Below are 17,123 nucleotides of genomic sequence, written 5' to 3'. Positions count from 1 at the left end.
AGATTTTTTACCACAAAGGTCATTTATTTCATAATATAAGTTTCCAGGTTGATCAGTAGTGCGAAGATGAAAGAGTACTAAAAATGAATTGAATTACTGATTACTTTTTTGTCAGAATCACGGATTAAACGGATTAAAAGATTACATGGATTTTAAAATCAGCAAAGATGGAGTTAAAGTAAATAGACATCTTTGCGCTATTACCCATTACCCATTACATATTACTCATCTGTCAGAATCACGGATTAAACGGATTAAAAGATTACACGGATTTTATAAGCAGCAGAGATGGAGTTAAAAGTAATTTGACAACTTGGCGATTACCCATTACCCATTACCCATTACCCATTACCCATTACTCATTACTCATCCCCATCACCCTCCACGGAGGATTCTTCCTGTTCTCACCTGCATAGTACAAGATGAGTTGATTTCCATCCGGATCTTTGAGCCGTGCTTCACGCCACAGCCACGATTTATCCTCCGGCATCTCATCGAATTGAATTCCAAGGTTAATTAATTCAGCTACTTTTTGATCGAGTTGGTCGACTTCAAAATATACCCAGATGTCATTATTAGGATTTATTTGATCGACTTGATGCAAAGAAAATGTACTTTCTCCATCCGGACATTCGAATCGGGCATAGTGGGGGAGGGCTTTAACGATGAGATTCAGGCCTAATTTTTCGTAAAATGGTATGGCAATTTCCAAATCATGACTAGGAACTGTTACCTGATTTAAATTCATACTTTTTGTTATTCGATGATAGAAATCACTTTAAGAATGGTTGTATAGATGGCCTTATTCATGAATTTCATCATATTTTCTATACGCCCATAGTGCTGTCGGATCGATCCATTCTTTCATCGCTTTAAATAAAAAGCCGTGACTCAATCCGGTATTGATGGCAATATCTTGATATCGGCTTATCTTTAATTTTGACGTTTCTTTTCTTTTAATCCCCGAAACAAAGGAGGTGTCAGAAAGGTCATAAATATTCAAAATATTTCCGCAGAAATTGATCTCCGGAAATGTATTTTCATCTCCTTTCATCACACTGGCGATGAACACGAAATTAACTTCAGGATTGGCAAGATAGGTGGAGACATACTGAGCAATATAGCCGCCTTTGGATGTTCCCACGACAGTAATGTGATCAGGGGATACTCCTGAACTGATCAGATTTTCAATCTCAAGTTTTATTTTTTGAGCGTATACTTTTGGGTCGGTATTTGTAGGACGTATTTCATTGTGAACTTCGAATCCATTGGCTTTAAATGCTGTGATGATCTCGTTGTATTCCATTTTGCCATAGACATCATGTGGTCTATTTAGGTCATTTGATTCCAGATATCTATTATGCAAGAAGAAAAGATGATCTGAATCTGCCGGTGATGGATGGAAGCTTATTATCCAACAATGTATAATAAATACAAGCATGATGCTATGGTTTTTAGTGTAATGAAGTAACTAATTAATCCTCGACTTTATTGCCATTCTTATCAATATACATCCATTCCTTACTTTCCCAGATTGAATGTTCGCCATCAGTAATCGTTGTGCAATCTATACTTACGTTGGCTCGGCCATTCTCAAAGGGATAGGCACATGAATATATTGGTTGTATTATTACCTTTCCCAAAATAGGGTCTCCATATCCGATTTTTCCATCTTTAATGATGCGCTGCAATCCTTCGGAGACATAATCAGGTCCATTGTCATAGGGAAAAATTTCATATATTTTCTTGCCTGAATTGTCCATGAGGAAGAATCCGTCGTCGCTCACCATGCTATATTTAGAAACCGTATCTGTTTGAATATTTTGATCATCTTTCATTTCAAAAGAATCAGCCGGAGAAGCAACATCATTTTCAATGTAAGCCTTAGAATGTTTTAACTGGCAGGAAATGAGCACTGAGATACTTACTAGTAAACATCCTTGCAATATTTTAATGATAGTATTCATATGCTAAAATTAGGTAAAAAACTGAAAACATAAAGATAAATAACGTTGCGCTTTTTTTGGGTCTGAGTTATAACAAAAGGCAATTGAAGGTGGAGAGGATTCACTTATATTGGGTTTATTAATTGTGTACTGAATAGATTGCCGCTGGATTTCGTCGATGCAGTGAAAATGTGAACTAAATGGACTTTAGTCGTATTCTTAATGCTTATATTCGAAATAATGAAATTACTTTATTTGCTATTTACTTGGATCCATAGGTAAAAAAAAGTTTATAGCTTCGAAAGGTCACGAGTTAAAAACTCGCACCAACCGAAAAAAATTTGCGTATTTAATTCATAAATCTAACCTAAAAAGAAATATAACTTTTTAATTCTCAATAGGGTTGTCCATTTTCTGTGACCTTACATTCTCCGGAAGTTTTACACGATTTTCCTCCTTCGTAATGCTAAACATTGAATTCAATGTATTCCCTGATATTGTCAATACATCGGAGTAAGTATCTGTTTTGGCTAAGTTTTTATTTTGGAGCATGTCGCCCAAATTGAAGGCAGCAATAGATTCCGGAACTTTATTTATTGACATCAGTTCGTTTGCTAATTCGTTGATTTTCTCCTCTTCATCATTGTATTTAGAGTTTATATAGTCTGTTTTCAACCATTCTTGCTTTGTCTTTCTTAAAGTTTCGGTTATATCGCTTGATTTTCTGAGATTTTCACAATAAATATAAGCCAATGGACTTGAAGGGACCTGATGTGGTTGATCATGGACTATATTTGATATCCCCTTGGCCAGTGCGTAATTGGGGCAAGTAGTGCTATTGGAAAGAATTATAATGTTTAGACCTGAATTTTCATGCCACAAAATATTTTTAGCGCCACCAGTATTTCCAGTCTGATAGGTAACTTCTTCCTTGTTGTAAATCATCTTTTCCCAACCCATTGCAAAGTCGCGAAATTCACTTTTCTTATTGTAAAATCCTGACCACGTCAGCGTCATTCCTCCTATCATTGATATGGCAGCGAGCGCTAAGAATCCTTTTTTCGACGGTCGGTGCAACAAACAAAAACCTAATAAAATAAGACTAATTCCTCCGTAAATGGAGCGATTAGCTCTGATGAAATTGTCGGAGGTAGTCGCCTCTTTGACCATTTCATTAGATATTAATTTTCCTGAGAAATAATTATTCGTAAAATTTAATAAATCATTACAATTTGAATAAATATTGGCATCAGCAGGCTCTAAAAAAGTATTCGAATAAGGCGTGAATTGTTCTGTAAAATAGGAATATCGATATCCGATAGCCTTATTGGTAAAAGTGTCTACATTATTAACATAAGTATTGTCCATAGCACATGGAGTAAGAATATTCTTGTGTACATAATTTTTGAAAGTTTCTCCTGATGCTTTTTCAACAATTTGAGCAAGCATGAGATAATTATCGTTGAGGTATTTTTCCTTACTGCAATTATAATTGGTAAAATCACATTTGTTGTCTAACAGTGTTCCCTCGCCATTATATGCATCATTCCGGGCTTTGTAATTGCTGAGATTGCCTGCAGAATTCCCGGAGCATCTAAGTTGTACTTCATTATTATTTCCTTCATTCTGTTGAAGAAAAGACTTTATAGTTACTCCATCAAAAGGGTAATCCGGAATAAATTTTCGCATTTCATCACCGAGATTTAATTTGCCTTGATCAGCCAACTTTAGCACGCAACTGGTAGTAAGAGTCCTTGTTAACGAAGAAAGATTAAAAGAGGTCTTTTGATCTATAACTCTTGAAGATTCAGCATTCGCTAAGCCATAGGTTTTTTGGTAGATTACTTTATTATTCTTAGTGACAAGTACAGAACCGGAAAACATCTTCTTCTCTATAGAGTGATTGATGAGAGAATCGATCATAGGTATATTGTCTGCACCTTTACAATACGAGTTAGTGCCAAATCCTAAACACAAAAGTAGAATAATATGTCTCATAGCGAACGTTTATGAACAATTGTCAATTATTTTATTCAAAGTTTCTTTCAAACTCATTAACTTATCCTCGTCGATGCCATCCAATGCTTTTCTCCTATTGGCATTAATGACCTTTTGAATAGAACGCATCAAGTCTTCTGCTTCGCTGGTCATTCTTAAAATAAATCTTCTCTTGTCAGTATGTGCCACTCTTTGGAGGTAGTTTTTCTTAACAAGCAATTCGATAATGCGTGTCACAGAAGCATAATCCTTAAAAACGTTTATTCCAATTTGTTGCTGCGTCAGGCCAGAATTTTCTTTGATGGACTTCAAAATCAGCCATTGGTCAATAGTAATGTCAAAGTTATTCATTATCAATTGCTTCTGAGCATATTGACGATAAGATTTAATAGATTTTTCTAACGTGTAAAATATAATATCATTTAAGCCTTTCTTTCCCAACTTGTTTTTGGTACGAATATAATTGATATATCAATAAAAGTGACAATTTTTTTTAATTAAGGAATAGTGTTGGGACGATAAGTTTCACAAAGATAAGGAGGAGGTGAGAAGGTCAGGAGGTTAGAAAAGATATCACGGAGTTTCACTGAGAAGACTCAGAGTTTCACAGAGGTATATTTTTCGATTTACAGTTACTCTGAAATTGGTGCAGTATTTGATGTAAGTCAAATTTCTTTGTGTACCTTAAAAAAAGTAAAAGGGGTGAAATGCAATCATAATTTAAAGGAATTGTCATTTAGAGTTGTGCTCAAAACCTTCGTGTAACTTTGTGTTACTCTTTCTTCATTAGGTTAAGCGACTTGCTATATCACAAAGTTTCACAAAGTCGACTTAAAGTTTCACAAAGATTGAGTGAAAAGTATCACGGAGTTTCACTGAGAAGACTCAGAGATTCACAGAGGTATGTTTTTTCGGGTTAAAGTTACTCTGAAATCGGTGCAGTATTTGATGTAAGTCAAATTTCTTTGTGCAACTTAAAATATGTTAGAGGATGAAATGCAATCATAATTTAAAGGAATTGTAATTTTGAAATGTGCTCAAAACCTTTGTGTAACTTTGTGTTACTCTTTCTTCATTAGGGTAAGCGACTTGTTATATCAGAAAGTTTCACAAAGTCGACTCAAAGTTTTATAAAGATTTAGTGAAAAGTATCACAGAGTTGAACGGAGAAGACTCAGAGTTTCATTGAGGGTTTTTGAATTGTAATTTGGGTAGTTTTTGATTAATTTTTAAGATTACTTTACCAATTGATGGTTTTTGAGGATACGGAGGGATTTGTCTGAGGACAAATTTGGTTCCGATCGGTCATTGGTTGTAATAGTTAAAGCCGAATTATAATGCATAATTTAATGTAGATTCGACGAATAATTTTCTTCATATTGCCTCATTATTTGTTGCTTTGGTAACGTTTTGCTAATATATTGTTAGCATATAAATTTTTAAGTGAAAATTAATTATGACTTTATTTCAAGAAAACGATCTTAGAAGATTTACCGGTGAACCAATGAAATTGCATGATTTTATGTCAGAGTTTGTGGTTCATTGCCCAAAATGCGATGGAATAGCCATCATCAAAGTACCCGGACCATATGACAATAACAATGCCATACTGCGATGTAATGATTGTCATTTTTCTGAAAAAATTTCAGAAAGAACACGTTTTAAAACTACAGGAAAGGCAGTTTGTCATGAGTGCAGAACACCTTTGGATCCTGATATCAAAGACAGAAAGGAGATTCCACCCTTTGTGAAAGTGACTTGCCCTAATTGTAAGACCATCAATAAAATTGCAGAAAATTGGGAGTCATATATGATGAAGTATAATGATTCCGGAATCATTGATCCAGCGTTTGGTCTTCCACTTTGGTATCAGGATGAAGTAAGGGGACATGTTCTTTGGGCATTCAATCATGCGCACTTGAATGAGATCAGAAATTATGTTGCTGCACAATTACGTGAAAGACCCCTCGGCAAACTTAAAATGACGATGGTAGACAAGCTTCCTGAATTTATTAAGAGTGCGAAAAATAGGAGTGAAGTGATTGATGCACTAGATCGAATGGAGAAGAAAAAAGTTTGAATAGTGCATTGGAAGAAAGTTAACGGGTGTGCAGTGCACCAGTTAACCAGTTGACCAGTTGAGAGTGCACTAGTGTCAACAGAATAAATTATTTTACGTAAATAACTAAAGTGCCAACTCGCGCCTAAAGACCAAATTGAAACAACCCAAAGACCAAAGCTGAGCGACCTATCTTCTGTAATACGTAATATAATCCTCCGTGATTTCATAATAACAACTACTCGCCTGGTCACGATTTGCACTGATGGCGATAAATTCGAGTACATTATCTCTTTCAGAAATTGGAATACCAGTGGCACCTTCCCATCGTTCTTTGTTTGGAAGGAAGACATAAAATAGGCAATTTCCCCCACCCATCTCTGTGTCGAATTTTACTCTTTTATCATTTTCGACATAAATAATAATTCCGGATCTCAAGTTTCCTTCGTATTCGACCTTTCTAGTGAATTTTCCAGCAAGTTCATTCAGAATTTTTTCCCGCATTTCTAAGTCGACATTTGGGATGATTTTTCCGATGCCGTCCCGGTAAATAATTGCTTCTTTTTCTTCCTTTTCAATTTGGTTAAGGATGGTTTCAAGTTCATTAGTAGAAGTATTTTCAACAGCTTTGACTGAAGGAATATAATCATCTGTATGCTTAATAAATTCAATTATATGCTTGTCGCTTGAATTATTGAGGATAATTATTTCATAAGTCCCGGGTGGGATGAAAAGACTGTCTATTATGAACTGAATGCTTCCGCTGATAATTTGATCAATTTTATTATCAAAAATAACTTTTTCAGTGCTCTTCTCTTTGATAATTATTGAATTATAATTACTGTAATATTCGGGAAGCCAAAGTATTATTTGCTGACAATCAGGATAGTGCACTATTTTAATACTATTTTCCTTCATGATTTGCATTTCATTTGCTTCCTTTCTATGCACGGAAGGATTGTTATGAATATCAATGATACTGATATTTCCAAACCAATTATCTATTTTATTTTCAGGCATTAGATGAATTAAGATTGCAATGATGTTATCAAATTTGTCAATTAAAAAGAGGAATTTAACTATCGTAATATTCTTCTGCTATTGATACCTGAATGCCAGTTAATCCGGATATTTTTTTAACATATTCGTCGAAAATATGACACTTGCCACTAAATATATTTGTGTAAGAATTATCTGATAAATTGATCTGCAAATATCCTCCTCCGCTGCCCTTGGCCGGTAATACATTCTGGATCGAGAAACTTTTTATTTGGCTTCTTTTAAATACCTGATAATATTTTTTGTAAGCAAATCCAATACTGTCGTTTTTAATGTCCATCCAAATTATTGGTTTATTGATCATGTTGGCATTCAACTTTGAAAATTTCTGTTTTATCCTTGGATTAAATTTATAATTTGAAGAGGTTTCAATTTCCTCATCTATATAAAGATAATCATCTATTTGACCTTTTTTTTCGTATTCTGAGTCGATCAATAATTCAGGATATTCTCTTTTGTTTTTTATTTCTATAGACGTATAACCTCCTTCAAATCCATATTCACTATCATATGTATAAACGATTGAAATGGTCATTCCTTCAGCGTTAAAAGAGTAACATTTTTGGTCATCTCTTTCATAACCCAAATAGCTTTCTTTATCCCCAAAGTCTTGTATTAATTGATCTCTGAGCTCGAAATAACTTTTATCTGAGCTGTCATCATTGTAGCATTGAGTGTAAAAATGTAAAATTGGGACATCATCCCGCTTATTTTCAAAGGCAGTAAGTTCATTTAAAATTACATTACCAATTCTCACAGGATAATTAAATTTAGTAATTGTCTGGTCATATGGCGATTGTTCATAATGTATGCCTTCTATGTTTTTGTATGATTTAGCAATAGTATCCCAATCAATAAAGGTAATGTTATCAGATTGAATCTCTATTCCTTTGGTATAGTCATGATTAACTTTATCCGAAATTAATTGATAGTTTGAAGAAATTAGTTTCCGCCAGATTAATTTTTTTAACTTCTCCTTTTTAAAAATATTTTGAAATAAGATCACTTCATTTATTACAAGTAAATTTGACAAATCTTCATACATTTTTCTAAAACCTGTAAAATCAGTTGGTATCCAATGTTGATAATGATCAAAAAAGAAGAGCAGGGAACGTCCATCTCGGTCGACTACTATATAAATGTATAAAAGCTGATGGATATCAATTTCAGATTCATAAAGTGAATTATTACTTTTAGTAATTATTAAATTTCCAATTAAAGAGACGTGTCCTTCAGTTGTTTCTTTGGGAAATATTCTATTATAATTACTCAATTTAATACTTGATTCTTGCTAAATAATTGTATGTAACAAAAGGAAATGGAAATGTCAACTTTGAAATTAAATTTCATTTGTTGTTTGAAGTTTGCTGCCTGATGGATTATTTTTCAAAACAAAACCTTATCGACATTTCAATCCTATATCCGTTGAGCATGACATTTTTAGAAGAAATTAAAGATCCACCAAGTTATTTACCAAATTTGAAGACTTTGGAAATGCAGAAACTATGTAGTGCCTAGGTAGAAACCAGCTTATTTGCTGCAATCTGAAATTAAGATCTTCATTAGTTCCAAAATCTTCAGGATGGACATTAAACGCTAATTGCTGATAAGACTGACCATCCCTCTTTTGGATGAACATCATGATCTTTGGATTGGCAACTCCGGTATAGATAAGAAATGATTTCAAAATATCACGAGTGACTCTAGGCAAATATTCTTCGGATGGCTGAGCCACAAGTATTTGGTCATCTTTCTCTATTTTCTCTGTTCCATATTCCGGCAATTTATTTTCATTAGTTAGAAATTCGCCTCTCAGATATAAATTGAGAATATCCCCGTAAGAAAAAACCCAGTCGACATCACCTTCTACCGGATTAATAACTACACCAAGACCATTTTGAATCAAATACTCAGTCAAGTTACTGATGCAGAAAGAGGTAAATGGTTGATTTGGCTCTGGCGTATTTAACACAAAGTAAGGAAATCTGTCAGGTCCGGTGGTAGTTTGAGGCGTTACACTAGCGAAACTTGCTGTTTTGACAGCATCATGAAACCTTTGGATCCATTCCTCTCCTCTTTTTTCTCTTGGTATTTGAAAAAGGTTTAAAACTTCTTGTGTTTTATTGATGTCGCATTCCGGTTGCTGATTTTCTGCCATATTGTTTGATTATTGACTGTTATGATTTGATGGTAATGAGGATGCGAAGTTAGTAAATAATTGAAAAATCGCATATGATTCATTTTAGCTAAATGATTAGTTGTTACAGTGTCAAATTCCATCTTTTTTCAATACAAGACACTTTTTTGCGGATTGAATTCTATAAAAAAAGGCCACCGTCTCTCAACGATAGCCTGTAAAAACCTACTTACCTAAAAAATTTTATTTATGAATGATCATTACTTTTTTCATAAGTGGTTCATGTCCTGATTTCAAGATATTGACAAGGTAAATCCCTTCAGCCTGGTCATGCAAGTTGATCTCAATACCCTTGTAAGGCATTTCTTTCAATACTTCTGATTTAATTATTTTTCCCAAAATATCGATTACCTGCACGACGACATATTCACCTGTATAGGATTCTGCTGTTACTTGAAAAACATCTATTGCCGGATTAGGAAAAATTGAAATAGTGGCATTCAAAGTTGTCTTATTCGCAGTTACTGATTGAATTATTTCATGTCCATTGATTAAGTCTCCTACGACATCGTTCCCTTCTACGCAGTCAAAAGAAGCAGTACAATATGAAACGCAACCTTTAGCATCTGTAACCTTCAATGAGATATTGACAACAGTATAGCCATTTACAACTTTAATATTATCTGTGCCTTGTCCACCTGAAATATATCCGTCGCAATTAACCAACTCCCATTCATATGTAAATGGACCCTGTCCGCCAGTAATTGTAGAGGTAATTATGTTGTCAATACTTGCACAACTAATAGGACCTTCCGGCAGATTAATATTACAACTATGACCTGAACCTTTAATGGTAATTATTTGTATTGCGGTGGAAGTATTTCCACACAAATCGGTTGCTGTCCAAATACGGTTATATGCAGTACTGTTGTCCACGGTTTGAACTAGAATTTGTTGCTTCGTCATATTATCAAGATAGCAATCTGTAGCGTTGATTGTTTTAAATTCCGGCATCACATCATTGCAGTACAGCGTAATGTCCTGAGGAATATTTTCAAATACAGGCGCTGTATTGTCAATAAATTTGCCGGTTAATTCAAATGTACTTTCATTGCCGCACGGATCTATTGCAGTCCAGATGTATAAGTATTTAGCTATATATCCATCTGCTTTGCAATTACCTTCATCAAGTAATTTTGTCTCAAGTTTCAGATCAACATATCCACCACAATTGTCACTCGCTGACACGGCATTGACTCCATAATAAGCCAACATATTCGGAATTTTTTCAACATCGCAAGCCAATTCGAATGTTCCTCCATTTTGCAACTTAATTAGATCTGGATTCGTAACCTTGATCACAGGAGCTATAAGATCTCTGTTGAATATTCTTTGAGCGTCAATAGAAATATTTCCACAATTATCGGTTGCTGTCCATGTGCGAATTATGACTTTTCCGCAGTCAGTATTACCTTCAGTCTCAGTAAAAGTGACAGGATAATCCAATCCTGAACATGCATCTCTGGCAGTTACAACAGGTGGAATTGTTGCGCTCCCACAATCATCCTTAGGAATCCCCGTCAAGACTGGACCTTGGTCATCAACTATCGTTACTATCTGCATGAAATTTGAGGTATTGCCACAATTATCACTTGCAGTCCACATTCTTTCAAAAGGTGATTCATTTATGCAAAGTGTGATTATTGGTTTTTTATCTACAAAACTTACAGTTAATGCCCCATTGGAATTATCAGTTACTTGCGGATATGGAACGCTTTCACCACATTTCATTTTGACGAATGCTGGTGCATCAATTGAAGGTGGTGTGGTATCTGTCATCTTGACAAAATAGGTCAATGTTGCTGAATTCCCACATATGTCTGTAACGGTAATTGTTAACTGAACTTCATACATATATCCATCAACTATGCAATCACCTGAATTTATTAATTTGGTTTCTATTTCGACCTTATTTTCATCCAGGCAACTATTACTTATTATTATATTTTCTGCGGTAATATTTGGCATTCCCGATTCGTGACCTATAATAGATTCAAAAAAGATCTCACTGCTATCAGGCTTGTCTTTAAATTCAATGATATTCACTATAAAAGATAAATTTGATGTAGAGCCTTTGATTATAATTAATTGTGAATCTCTTGCGATATTGCCACAATCATCAGTCGCTGTCCATGTTCTTTGTACAAGTAAATTATTTTCACACATTACAGGAAGCGTCTCATTAAAAGCTATTTTAACGCTACCGCAATTATCCGTTGCAATAATATTTGTTGGTATAGAAGGTATTTGTGATGCGCAAATATTGGCAGGTATATTCGACAGTTGGGGAGGTGTATGGTCACTTACTTTGTAATTAAGAACGAATTCGCCAACATTGCCACAATCATCTTTTGCGGTCCAAACGGCTCTGACATTATATAGAAATCCACTTGAAGCGCAATTTTCAGCATAATTATAATTCATATCAAACTGTGCTAATGCTGTACTGCAAAAGTCTGAAACAGTGACATTAGCGGCATTTAATTGCAATGCAGATAAATATTCACAGTCAATATCTACTGTATCTCCATTTTGGTAATTATTTCCGGGATAATTATTAAAAGAAATTACAGGTGGTGTATTGTCAATTACGTGGATAATTTGGGTAAAATAGTTTTTGTAATCACAATCTCCCGTGCTCGCTTTATACGTTCTCTCAATCGTGTAATTTCCAGTGCAGTCACCCTGAATTATCTTTTCTGACATGGTCACAAATGCATCTCCGCACTCATCTGTTGCTGTAATTATTGATGCTGCCGGGATATTGCTACAGTCAACTGACATCGTAGCCATTGGCAATGAATCAAATACCGGAGGTGTTACGTCTACTATATTTAATGTGACAGTAAATACACCAGCATTGCCGCAATCATCTGTTGCAGTCCAAGTTAATAACCATTTACTAATGAAATCATCTACTCCACATTCACCTGTTGCTAATAACTCTTTTTTATAACTAACAGAAACGTTACTACAAACATCTACTGCTGATACATCAGCTACTGTATAAGGGAATGGATTCCAGTTTGGATTAGAATTCTGACAATTTACATTGGTGGTACCAGAAATTAAATTAGGATTAATAGGTGTTATGATAGGGGGTTTTGTATCAGGCAATACCTGGAAAGTTCTTGTTGCAGTTGTGATATTTCCACATTCATCGAATGCAGTCCATCTATAAGTAATTGGATATCCTTGACATGCATTTACTATATATGGGTCAATAGATGGGGTAACAGTTGCTCCACTGCAATTATCCGTCGCTGTGAGCACTACTTGAACAGGAAGTGGATCACCACATGAAATATTTGCTATAGCAGGCGGAATAGAAATCACCGGCCCATCATTGTCAAATACGTTGATGATCTGGGTGCAGTTGCTGCTATTACCACATACATCTGTCGCGGTATAAGTTCTACTGATCTGATATCTATTGACACATCCTAGACTTGTGATGACGTCCGGTGCAACAGTAATCGTTAAAGCAGATCCGCAATTGTCTGTAGCTACAATGCTATTTACATTGGCTGGAGGAACGTTCAAAGCGCAAGAAACTGTAACAGTGGCAGGGCAAGTAATTAAGGGTGCTATGTTGTCCGATACAGTAATTGTCTGATCGCAGCTAACACTGTATCCAGTAACATCCGTAGCAGTATAGGTTCTGGTGATCGTATAATTATTTTGGCAAGTTAAATTTGAAATTACATCAGAGGCTACTGTAACTGTGATATTTCCGCCACAACTTGCATTTATCGTAACGCTATTTATGTCCGGACTTGGAACTTCTGAAGCACAGCTAACAGCAAGTGCGCCAGGGCATGTGATCGTAAATTGTCCACCTCCTGATACCACTATGTATTGTATGCAGGTAGCTATATTGCCACATACATCTGTGGCTTGATAAGTCCTTAACACTGTATAATGATTGGCATCAACATAATCTGTAATAGCGTCTTGGCCAACTGTCACCACTACCGCACCATCACAATTGTCAGTGGCAATTATTGAATAGACATCAGCGTCAGGAATTTCCGATGGACAGGCAACCGTGATGTCGTCCGGACATGTGATCTCAGGATCTATATCGTCAAAAACGGTAATAGATTGTGTACAAGAAACTGAGTTGCCTTGTCCATCCGTGGCGGTATATGTTCTGACAATGCCAAAAGCATTTGCGCAATTACCTGGCGTAATGACATCGACTCCTACGGTCACAGCATATGATCCGCCACAAGAGGTAGTTACTACAACTGATTCAATATCCTGATCCGGAACTTCTGATGCACAACTAACAGTGATTGCATCAGGGCAAGAGATAGCAAAAGTGACATCGCTGCTGACAGTAATAGTTTGTGTGCAATCAGATGTATTTCCGCCGGAATCAGTAGCATGATATGTTCTTAATATGGTATAGTTATCAATATCAATGACATCAGTAATCACATCTGCATCAACTGTAACTGTGACTGTTCCACCGCAATTATCTTCAGTAGAAATGGAGCCTGTATCCGCATCCGGGACATCGGCACTGCATCCCACTGTGACATCCTCAGGGCAAGTTATTGTCGGAGCATCCTCGTCTGAAATGGTAATTGTCTGATCACAACTCACTGAATTGCCGGTTGCATCAGTCGCGGTATAGGTTCTGGTGATGGTATAACTATTGGCACAAGTTTGATTACTAATTACGTCCGGTGAGAAAGTAATTGTAACACTTCCACCGCATCCTGCACTAGCAGTTACTTCTTCTGAGTTTGCCGGATTTACATCTCCTGCACAAGCGTATGAAATGTTGTCAGGACAAGAAATAGATAACCCACCCGTGCTATTCACAGTTATAACTTGAGTACAGTAACTGATATTACCACAAGCGTCTGTGGCAGCATATTTTCTATAAATATTATAGTTGTTTGGATCAGTGATTGTCCCCGTGGAATCTGCGCTAACTGTGACTACTGGGATACCTCCGCAATTGTCCGAAGCAGTTACTGATTCAACATCTGAGGATGGTAAGTGTCCTATACAAGCTATGGATATATTATTAGGGCAGGTAATGGTAGGGGCGATGCTGTCATTGACATATATGCTTTGGGTGCAAGTCGCAGCATTTCCACAAACATCAGATGCATTGTAAGTTCTTATGATAGAGAATTGGTTTGAACAGTCTCCATTGGTAATAACATCGGAAACAAAAATAACGTTTGCATCACCACCACATAATTCTGTGGCAACAACTTCATCCGGGTCGGCTTCAGGTACATCTCCTGCACATGCAAAGCTCAGACTAGGCGGGCATGTGACGATAGGTGGTTTGGTGTGCGCACATACTGTTACTGATTCTGTGGAAACTGCACCTGCTGTGGAAAGGGCTCTTCCTTCCAGATTACTATTCGTATGTAGGCTTATAGCACCATTTATAAGGGCATTTCCTTTGAATACTGAATTATCCAAAAGGGCAAATGCTCCATTGATCTGCCAGTAAATATTACAAGCTTTGGCGCCATTGATTAAAGTAATGGTAGAATTGACGGTATTAGCGAAAGCTCCATTTACTTGAAATATGAAAATAGATGATTCGTCATCTGCGCCATCTAGCGTTAGATTGCCATTTAGCGTAGAAGCAGCTCCAGTGCAATAAACGCCGGGAAACAATATTTGATCATTGCCCAATGTGACTCCTATTACATTGTTACATGTTCTTGTTGCAAGATCAGCATATGCCACACCGAGATCAGCGGCAGCTTGCACCGTAACAGGGTCAATAGTATGTATGCTACCGACAACTATTCCCGGAGGAAAGCCATCTAATACACCGACATTTGTTCCGATATCTCCTGTAATGGTGGAGGTCCCTAAATTATGGAAATCTCCTGCGGAAGTGAAAATAGCAAAGTTATAAGCGGTACCCATTGGAGGTGCCTGGGCGTAGTTTGAAAAAGGGCATAGCAATGCCAGCGCAATAAATGCGCAATAGTTTTTAAAAAATTTCATGTAGTAGGTTTAAAAAATAGTTAAATACTAAAGATTAAATCTACACCAAATTATATTTGATGCTGTTACACAAAGAAATTTATTAGTTACACAATTAACAGATGTGGTTAATTCGTATATCTTATTGATAATAAGAATGTTACTGTGAATCGCTTTTGAGATACAATAATGATAGACGAAATTATTTAAAATTTCGATAAATTGGCAAAAATCATAAAATGCAATAGTATATATTGCCAAACGAACAAATAAAGAATTTAAATATCTTCTAAATTTCCGTTGCGTTTTTGTTTTAGTTGCTTGAAAAAGCTGGGAGAAAGGCCGGTAACTTTTTTGAATTGATTTGAAAGATGGGCGACGCTGCTGTAATTTAATTTATACGAAATTTCTGTTAAACTCAGCTCATTATATAATAATAACTCTTTAACCCTGTCTATTTTGTTAAGGATGATAAATTGCTGAATGGTGATTCCTTTTACCTCCATAAATAAGTTAGAAAGATAGGTGTAATTGTAGTTGAGCTTTTCACTTATATATTCTGAATAATTTACTTTTGGAACTTCGTCAGAATAATGGATCATCTCTGTGATGGCGTTAATTATCTTCTCATTTAGAATACTTCGGTTGTCATCTAAAAGTTCAAGTCCCGACATCAATAGATTCTTACCTAGTTCCGCTCTTTGGCTTTCAGTAATGTCTTCCAGCACTTCAACTACACCAAGTTCTACACAGACATATTTCAGACCTAGCTTGTGAAGTTCTTCCTTCACCATCATCTTGCATCTCAGGCTCACCATGTACTTGATGTACAGCTTCATTTAATGGTTATTTTAAGAATAATGTTTACACAAAAAAAAATAAGAAGAGAAGGCACTAAAGGAATATTTAGGTTTTTAAAACCTCCATATTGTAATTAGACTCATTTGGATAAAGTCTGGAAAGTAAAACTAAGTGTATTTAGTTGGGAAATAATGACCGGTTTTTTAATATAATATTATTGAAGTCATAGGAATTTGTCTGAAAGTGAGGCAGGGCGTTATAAAATAGTTTGCAATTGGTTATAGGGTTCATAAAGAACTTTGGTCTGGAATTGGTGGAGGTTTAATAGGATAGGTTGGAAGTTCACTGTTTTTTGGTTCATACTAATAATCTTCTTTTAATTTTTGGTATTTGATTGTTATTGTTGTTTTGGGTTCACAGGATTTGACGGAGCAAGGTTACAGACTAAAGAGTAGAAGCCGAAAAGGACGCGAAGAGATGTTTATAAAATTCAAACAGAACATTATTCGTGCATTCTCAAAACATTTAATTTGCTGAGCGCCTGTCCTCTGCGCATTTTTAGGATTGTGTCTTAGACCCCTTCCTGACATGGACCTAATTGAGATTTTTAGAGATTTACAGATTATAATCATAAATAAAGGCATTTTTTATATATAAAAGTCTTATCAAGTGTTAATCTAAGTTGATTTAATTTGAACCTAACATTATTCATGCAAGATAACTTCTACTTATTAAGTTTATGTTTGTGAAAAGAATTGCACCTGGTCAAATAAAGTCTCAACTGATTTTAATCCAATCAAGACTTTGTCTTTCTATTATATAGAATCTACTTTATTTATCTGACAAGTTCTCATTATAATGTCTATTGCAAATCAAAGCGATTTGGGGTTCTTGGAATTCCCCTTAACCCATTTCTTTAAAAAGCAAGTTTTCAATTAAATCATAAGCTTTAATTTTGACGTTTTTAATTTAGATGATTCTAAAAACCGGACCAATTGGTTTTGTGGTAATGCTTTTTCAATTCCAATTAACGCTAATTTAATTTCATTTTCATTCATGATAGTGTGATTTGAAGCACCCTCACAGCTTAAAG

Annotated in this window: 12 protein-coding genes; 1 reads left to right on the top strand and 11 read right to left on the bottom strand. The window is 35.5% G+C overall.

Annotated features, from left to right (window positions below):
- Positions 1-355: 355 nt before the first annotated feature.
- The 5 genes from IPI15_RS13050 to IPI15_RS13030 form a co-directional block, all read right to left on the bottom strand.
- Positions 356-748: a VOC family protein gene (locus IPI15_RS13050; protein ID WP_287403454.1), complete on the bottom strand. Its 393-nt coding sequence runs from the start codon at positions 746-748 to the stop codon at positions 356-358.
- A 54-nt stretch (positions 749-802) separates the two neighbouring features.
- A complete protein-coding gene (locus IPI15_RS13045) occupies positions 803-1,441 on the bottom strand; it encodes a lipase family protein (RefSeq protein ID WP_287403456.1) in 639 nt (212 codons plus the stop codon).
- 34 nt (positions 1,442-1,475) lie between these two features.
- The gene (locus IPI15_RS13040; protein ID WP_287420598.1) at positions 1,476-1,967 is read right to left on the bottom strand and encodes a WG repeat-containing protein; all 492 of its coding nucleotides are present in this window, start codon (positions 1,965-1,967) and stop codon (positions 1,476-1,478) included.
- A gap of 366 nt (positions 1,968-2,333) precedes the next feature.
- The gene (locus tag IPI15_RS13035; protein WP_287420597.1) at positions 2,334-3,944 is read right to left on the bottom strand and encodes a serine hydrolase domain-containing protein; all 1,611 of its coding nucleotides are present in this window, start codon (positions 3,942-3,944) and stop codon (positions 2,334-2,336) included.
- A gap of 9 nt (positions 3,945-3,953) precedes the next feature.
- Positions 3,954-4,385 (bottom strand): MarR family winged helix-turn-helix transcriptional regulator, encoded by a 432-nt coding sequence (locus IPI15_RS13030; RefSeq protein WP_287403462.1) that lies wholly within the window; start codon positions 4,383-4,385, stop codon positions 3,954-3,956.
- Positions 4,386-5,400: 1,015 nt separating this feature from the next.
- Between IPI15_RS13030 and IPI15_RS13025 the strand changes: the two genes are divergently transcribed.
- On the top strand, positions 5,401-6,024 hold the full coding sequence (locus IPI15_RS13025; protein WP_287403464.1) for a hypothetical protein: 624 nt from the start codon (positions 5,401-5,403) through the stop codon (positions 6,022-6,024).
- Between the two features lie 168 nt (positions 6,025-6,192).
- Here IPI15_RS13025 and IPI15_RS13020 read toward each other — a convergent pair whose 3' ends face one another.
- From IPI15_RS13020 to IPI15_RS12995, 6 genes are all read right to left on the bottom strand, one after another.
- Positions 6,193-7,023, bottom strand: a complete 831-nt coding sequence (locus tag IPI15_RS13020; protein WP_287403465.1) for a hypothetical protein — start codon at positions 7,021-7,023, stop codon at positions 6,193-6,195.
- A 55-nt stretch (positions 7,024-7,078) separates the two neighbouring features.
- Positions 7,079-8,335 carry a hypothetical protein gene (locus tag IPI15_RS13015; protein WP_287403467.1) on the bottom strand — a complete coding sequence of 419 codons (1,257 nt, stop codon included), beginning with the start codon at positions 8,333-8,335 and terminating at the stop codon, positions 7,079-7,081.
- 177 nt (positions 8,336-8,512) lie between these two features.
- The gene (locus IPI15_RS13010) at positions 8,513-9,220 is read right to left on the bottom strand and encodes a hypothetical protein (protein ID WP_287403469.1); all 708 of its coding nucleotides are present in this window, start codon (positions 9,218-9,220) and stop codon (positions 8,513-8,515) included.
- Positions 9,221-9,442: 222 nt separating this feature from the next.
- Positions 9,443-15,250, bottom strand: a complete 5,808-nt coding sequence (locus tag IPI15_RS13005; protein WP_287420594.1) for an HYR-like domain-containing protein — start codon at positions 15,248-15,250, stop codon at positions 9,443-9,445.
- Positions 15,251-15,507: 257 nt separating this feature from the next.
- Positions 15,508-16,068: a helix-turn-helix domain-containing protein gene (locus tag IPI15_RS13000; RefSeq protein WP_287403474.1), complete on the bottom strand. Its 561-nt coding sequence runs from the start codon at positions 16,066-16,068 to the stop codon at positions 15,508-15,510.
- 897 nt (positions 16,069-16,965) lie between these two features.
- On the bottom strand, positions 16,966-17,088 hold the full coding sequence (locus IPI15_RS12995; RefSeq protein ID WP_287420593.1) for a hypothetical protein: 123 nt from the start codon (positions 17,086-17,088) through the stop codon (positions 16,966-16,968).
- Positions 17,089-17,123 lie beyond the last annotated feature (35 nt).

The organism is Candidatus Brachybacter algidus, assembly GCF_016707225.1.
GTDB lineage: Bacteria > Bacteroidota > Bacteroidia > Chitinophagales > Saprospiraceae > Parvibacillus > Parvibacillus algidus.
Note: the sequence above shows the minus strand (reverse complement) of the source record. Positions and strands in the feature narration are given on the sequence as shown.

Coding starts and splice junctions, on each gene's coding strand:
- IPI15_RS13050 (WP_287403454.1), bottom strand. CDS start 748: ATGAATTTAAATCAGGTAACAGTTCCTAGTCATGATTTGGAAATTGCC.
- IPI15_RS13045 (WP_287403456.1), bottom strand. CDS start 1,441: ATGCTTGTATTTATTATACATTGTTGGATAATAAGCTTCCATCCATCA.
- IPI15_RS13040 (WP_287420598.1), bottom strand. CDS start 1,967: ATGAATACTATCATTAAAATATTGCAAGGATGTTTACTAGTAAGTATC.
- IPI15_RS13035 (WP_287420597.1), bottom strand. CDS start 3,944: ATGAGACATATTATTCTACTTTTGTGTTTAGGATTTGGCACTAACTCG.
- IPI15_RS13025 (WP_287403464.1), top strand. CDS start 5,401: ATGACTTTATTTCAAGAAAACGATCTTAGAAGATTTACCGGTGAACCA.
- IPI15_RS13020 (WP_287403465.1), bottom strand. CDS start 7,023: ATGCCTGAAAATAAAATAGATAATTGGTTTGGAAATATCAGTATCATT.
- IPI15_RS13010 (WP_287403469.1), bottom strand. CDS start 9,220: ATGGCAGAAAATCAGCAACCGGAATGCGACATCAATAAAACACAAGAA.
- IPI15_RS13005 (WP_287420594.1), bottom strand. CDS start 15,250: ATGAAATTTTTTAAAAACTATTGCGCATTTATTGCGCTGGCATTGCTA.
- IPI15_RS13000 (WP_287403474.1), bottom strand. CDS start 16,068: ATGAAGCTGTACATCAAGTACATGGTGAGCCTGAGATGCAAGATGATG.
- IPI15_RS12995 (WP_287420593.1), bottom strand. CDS start 17,088: ATGAATGAAAATGAAATTAAATTAGCGTTAATTGGAATTGAAAAAGCA.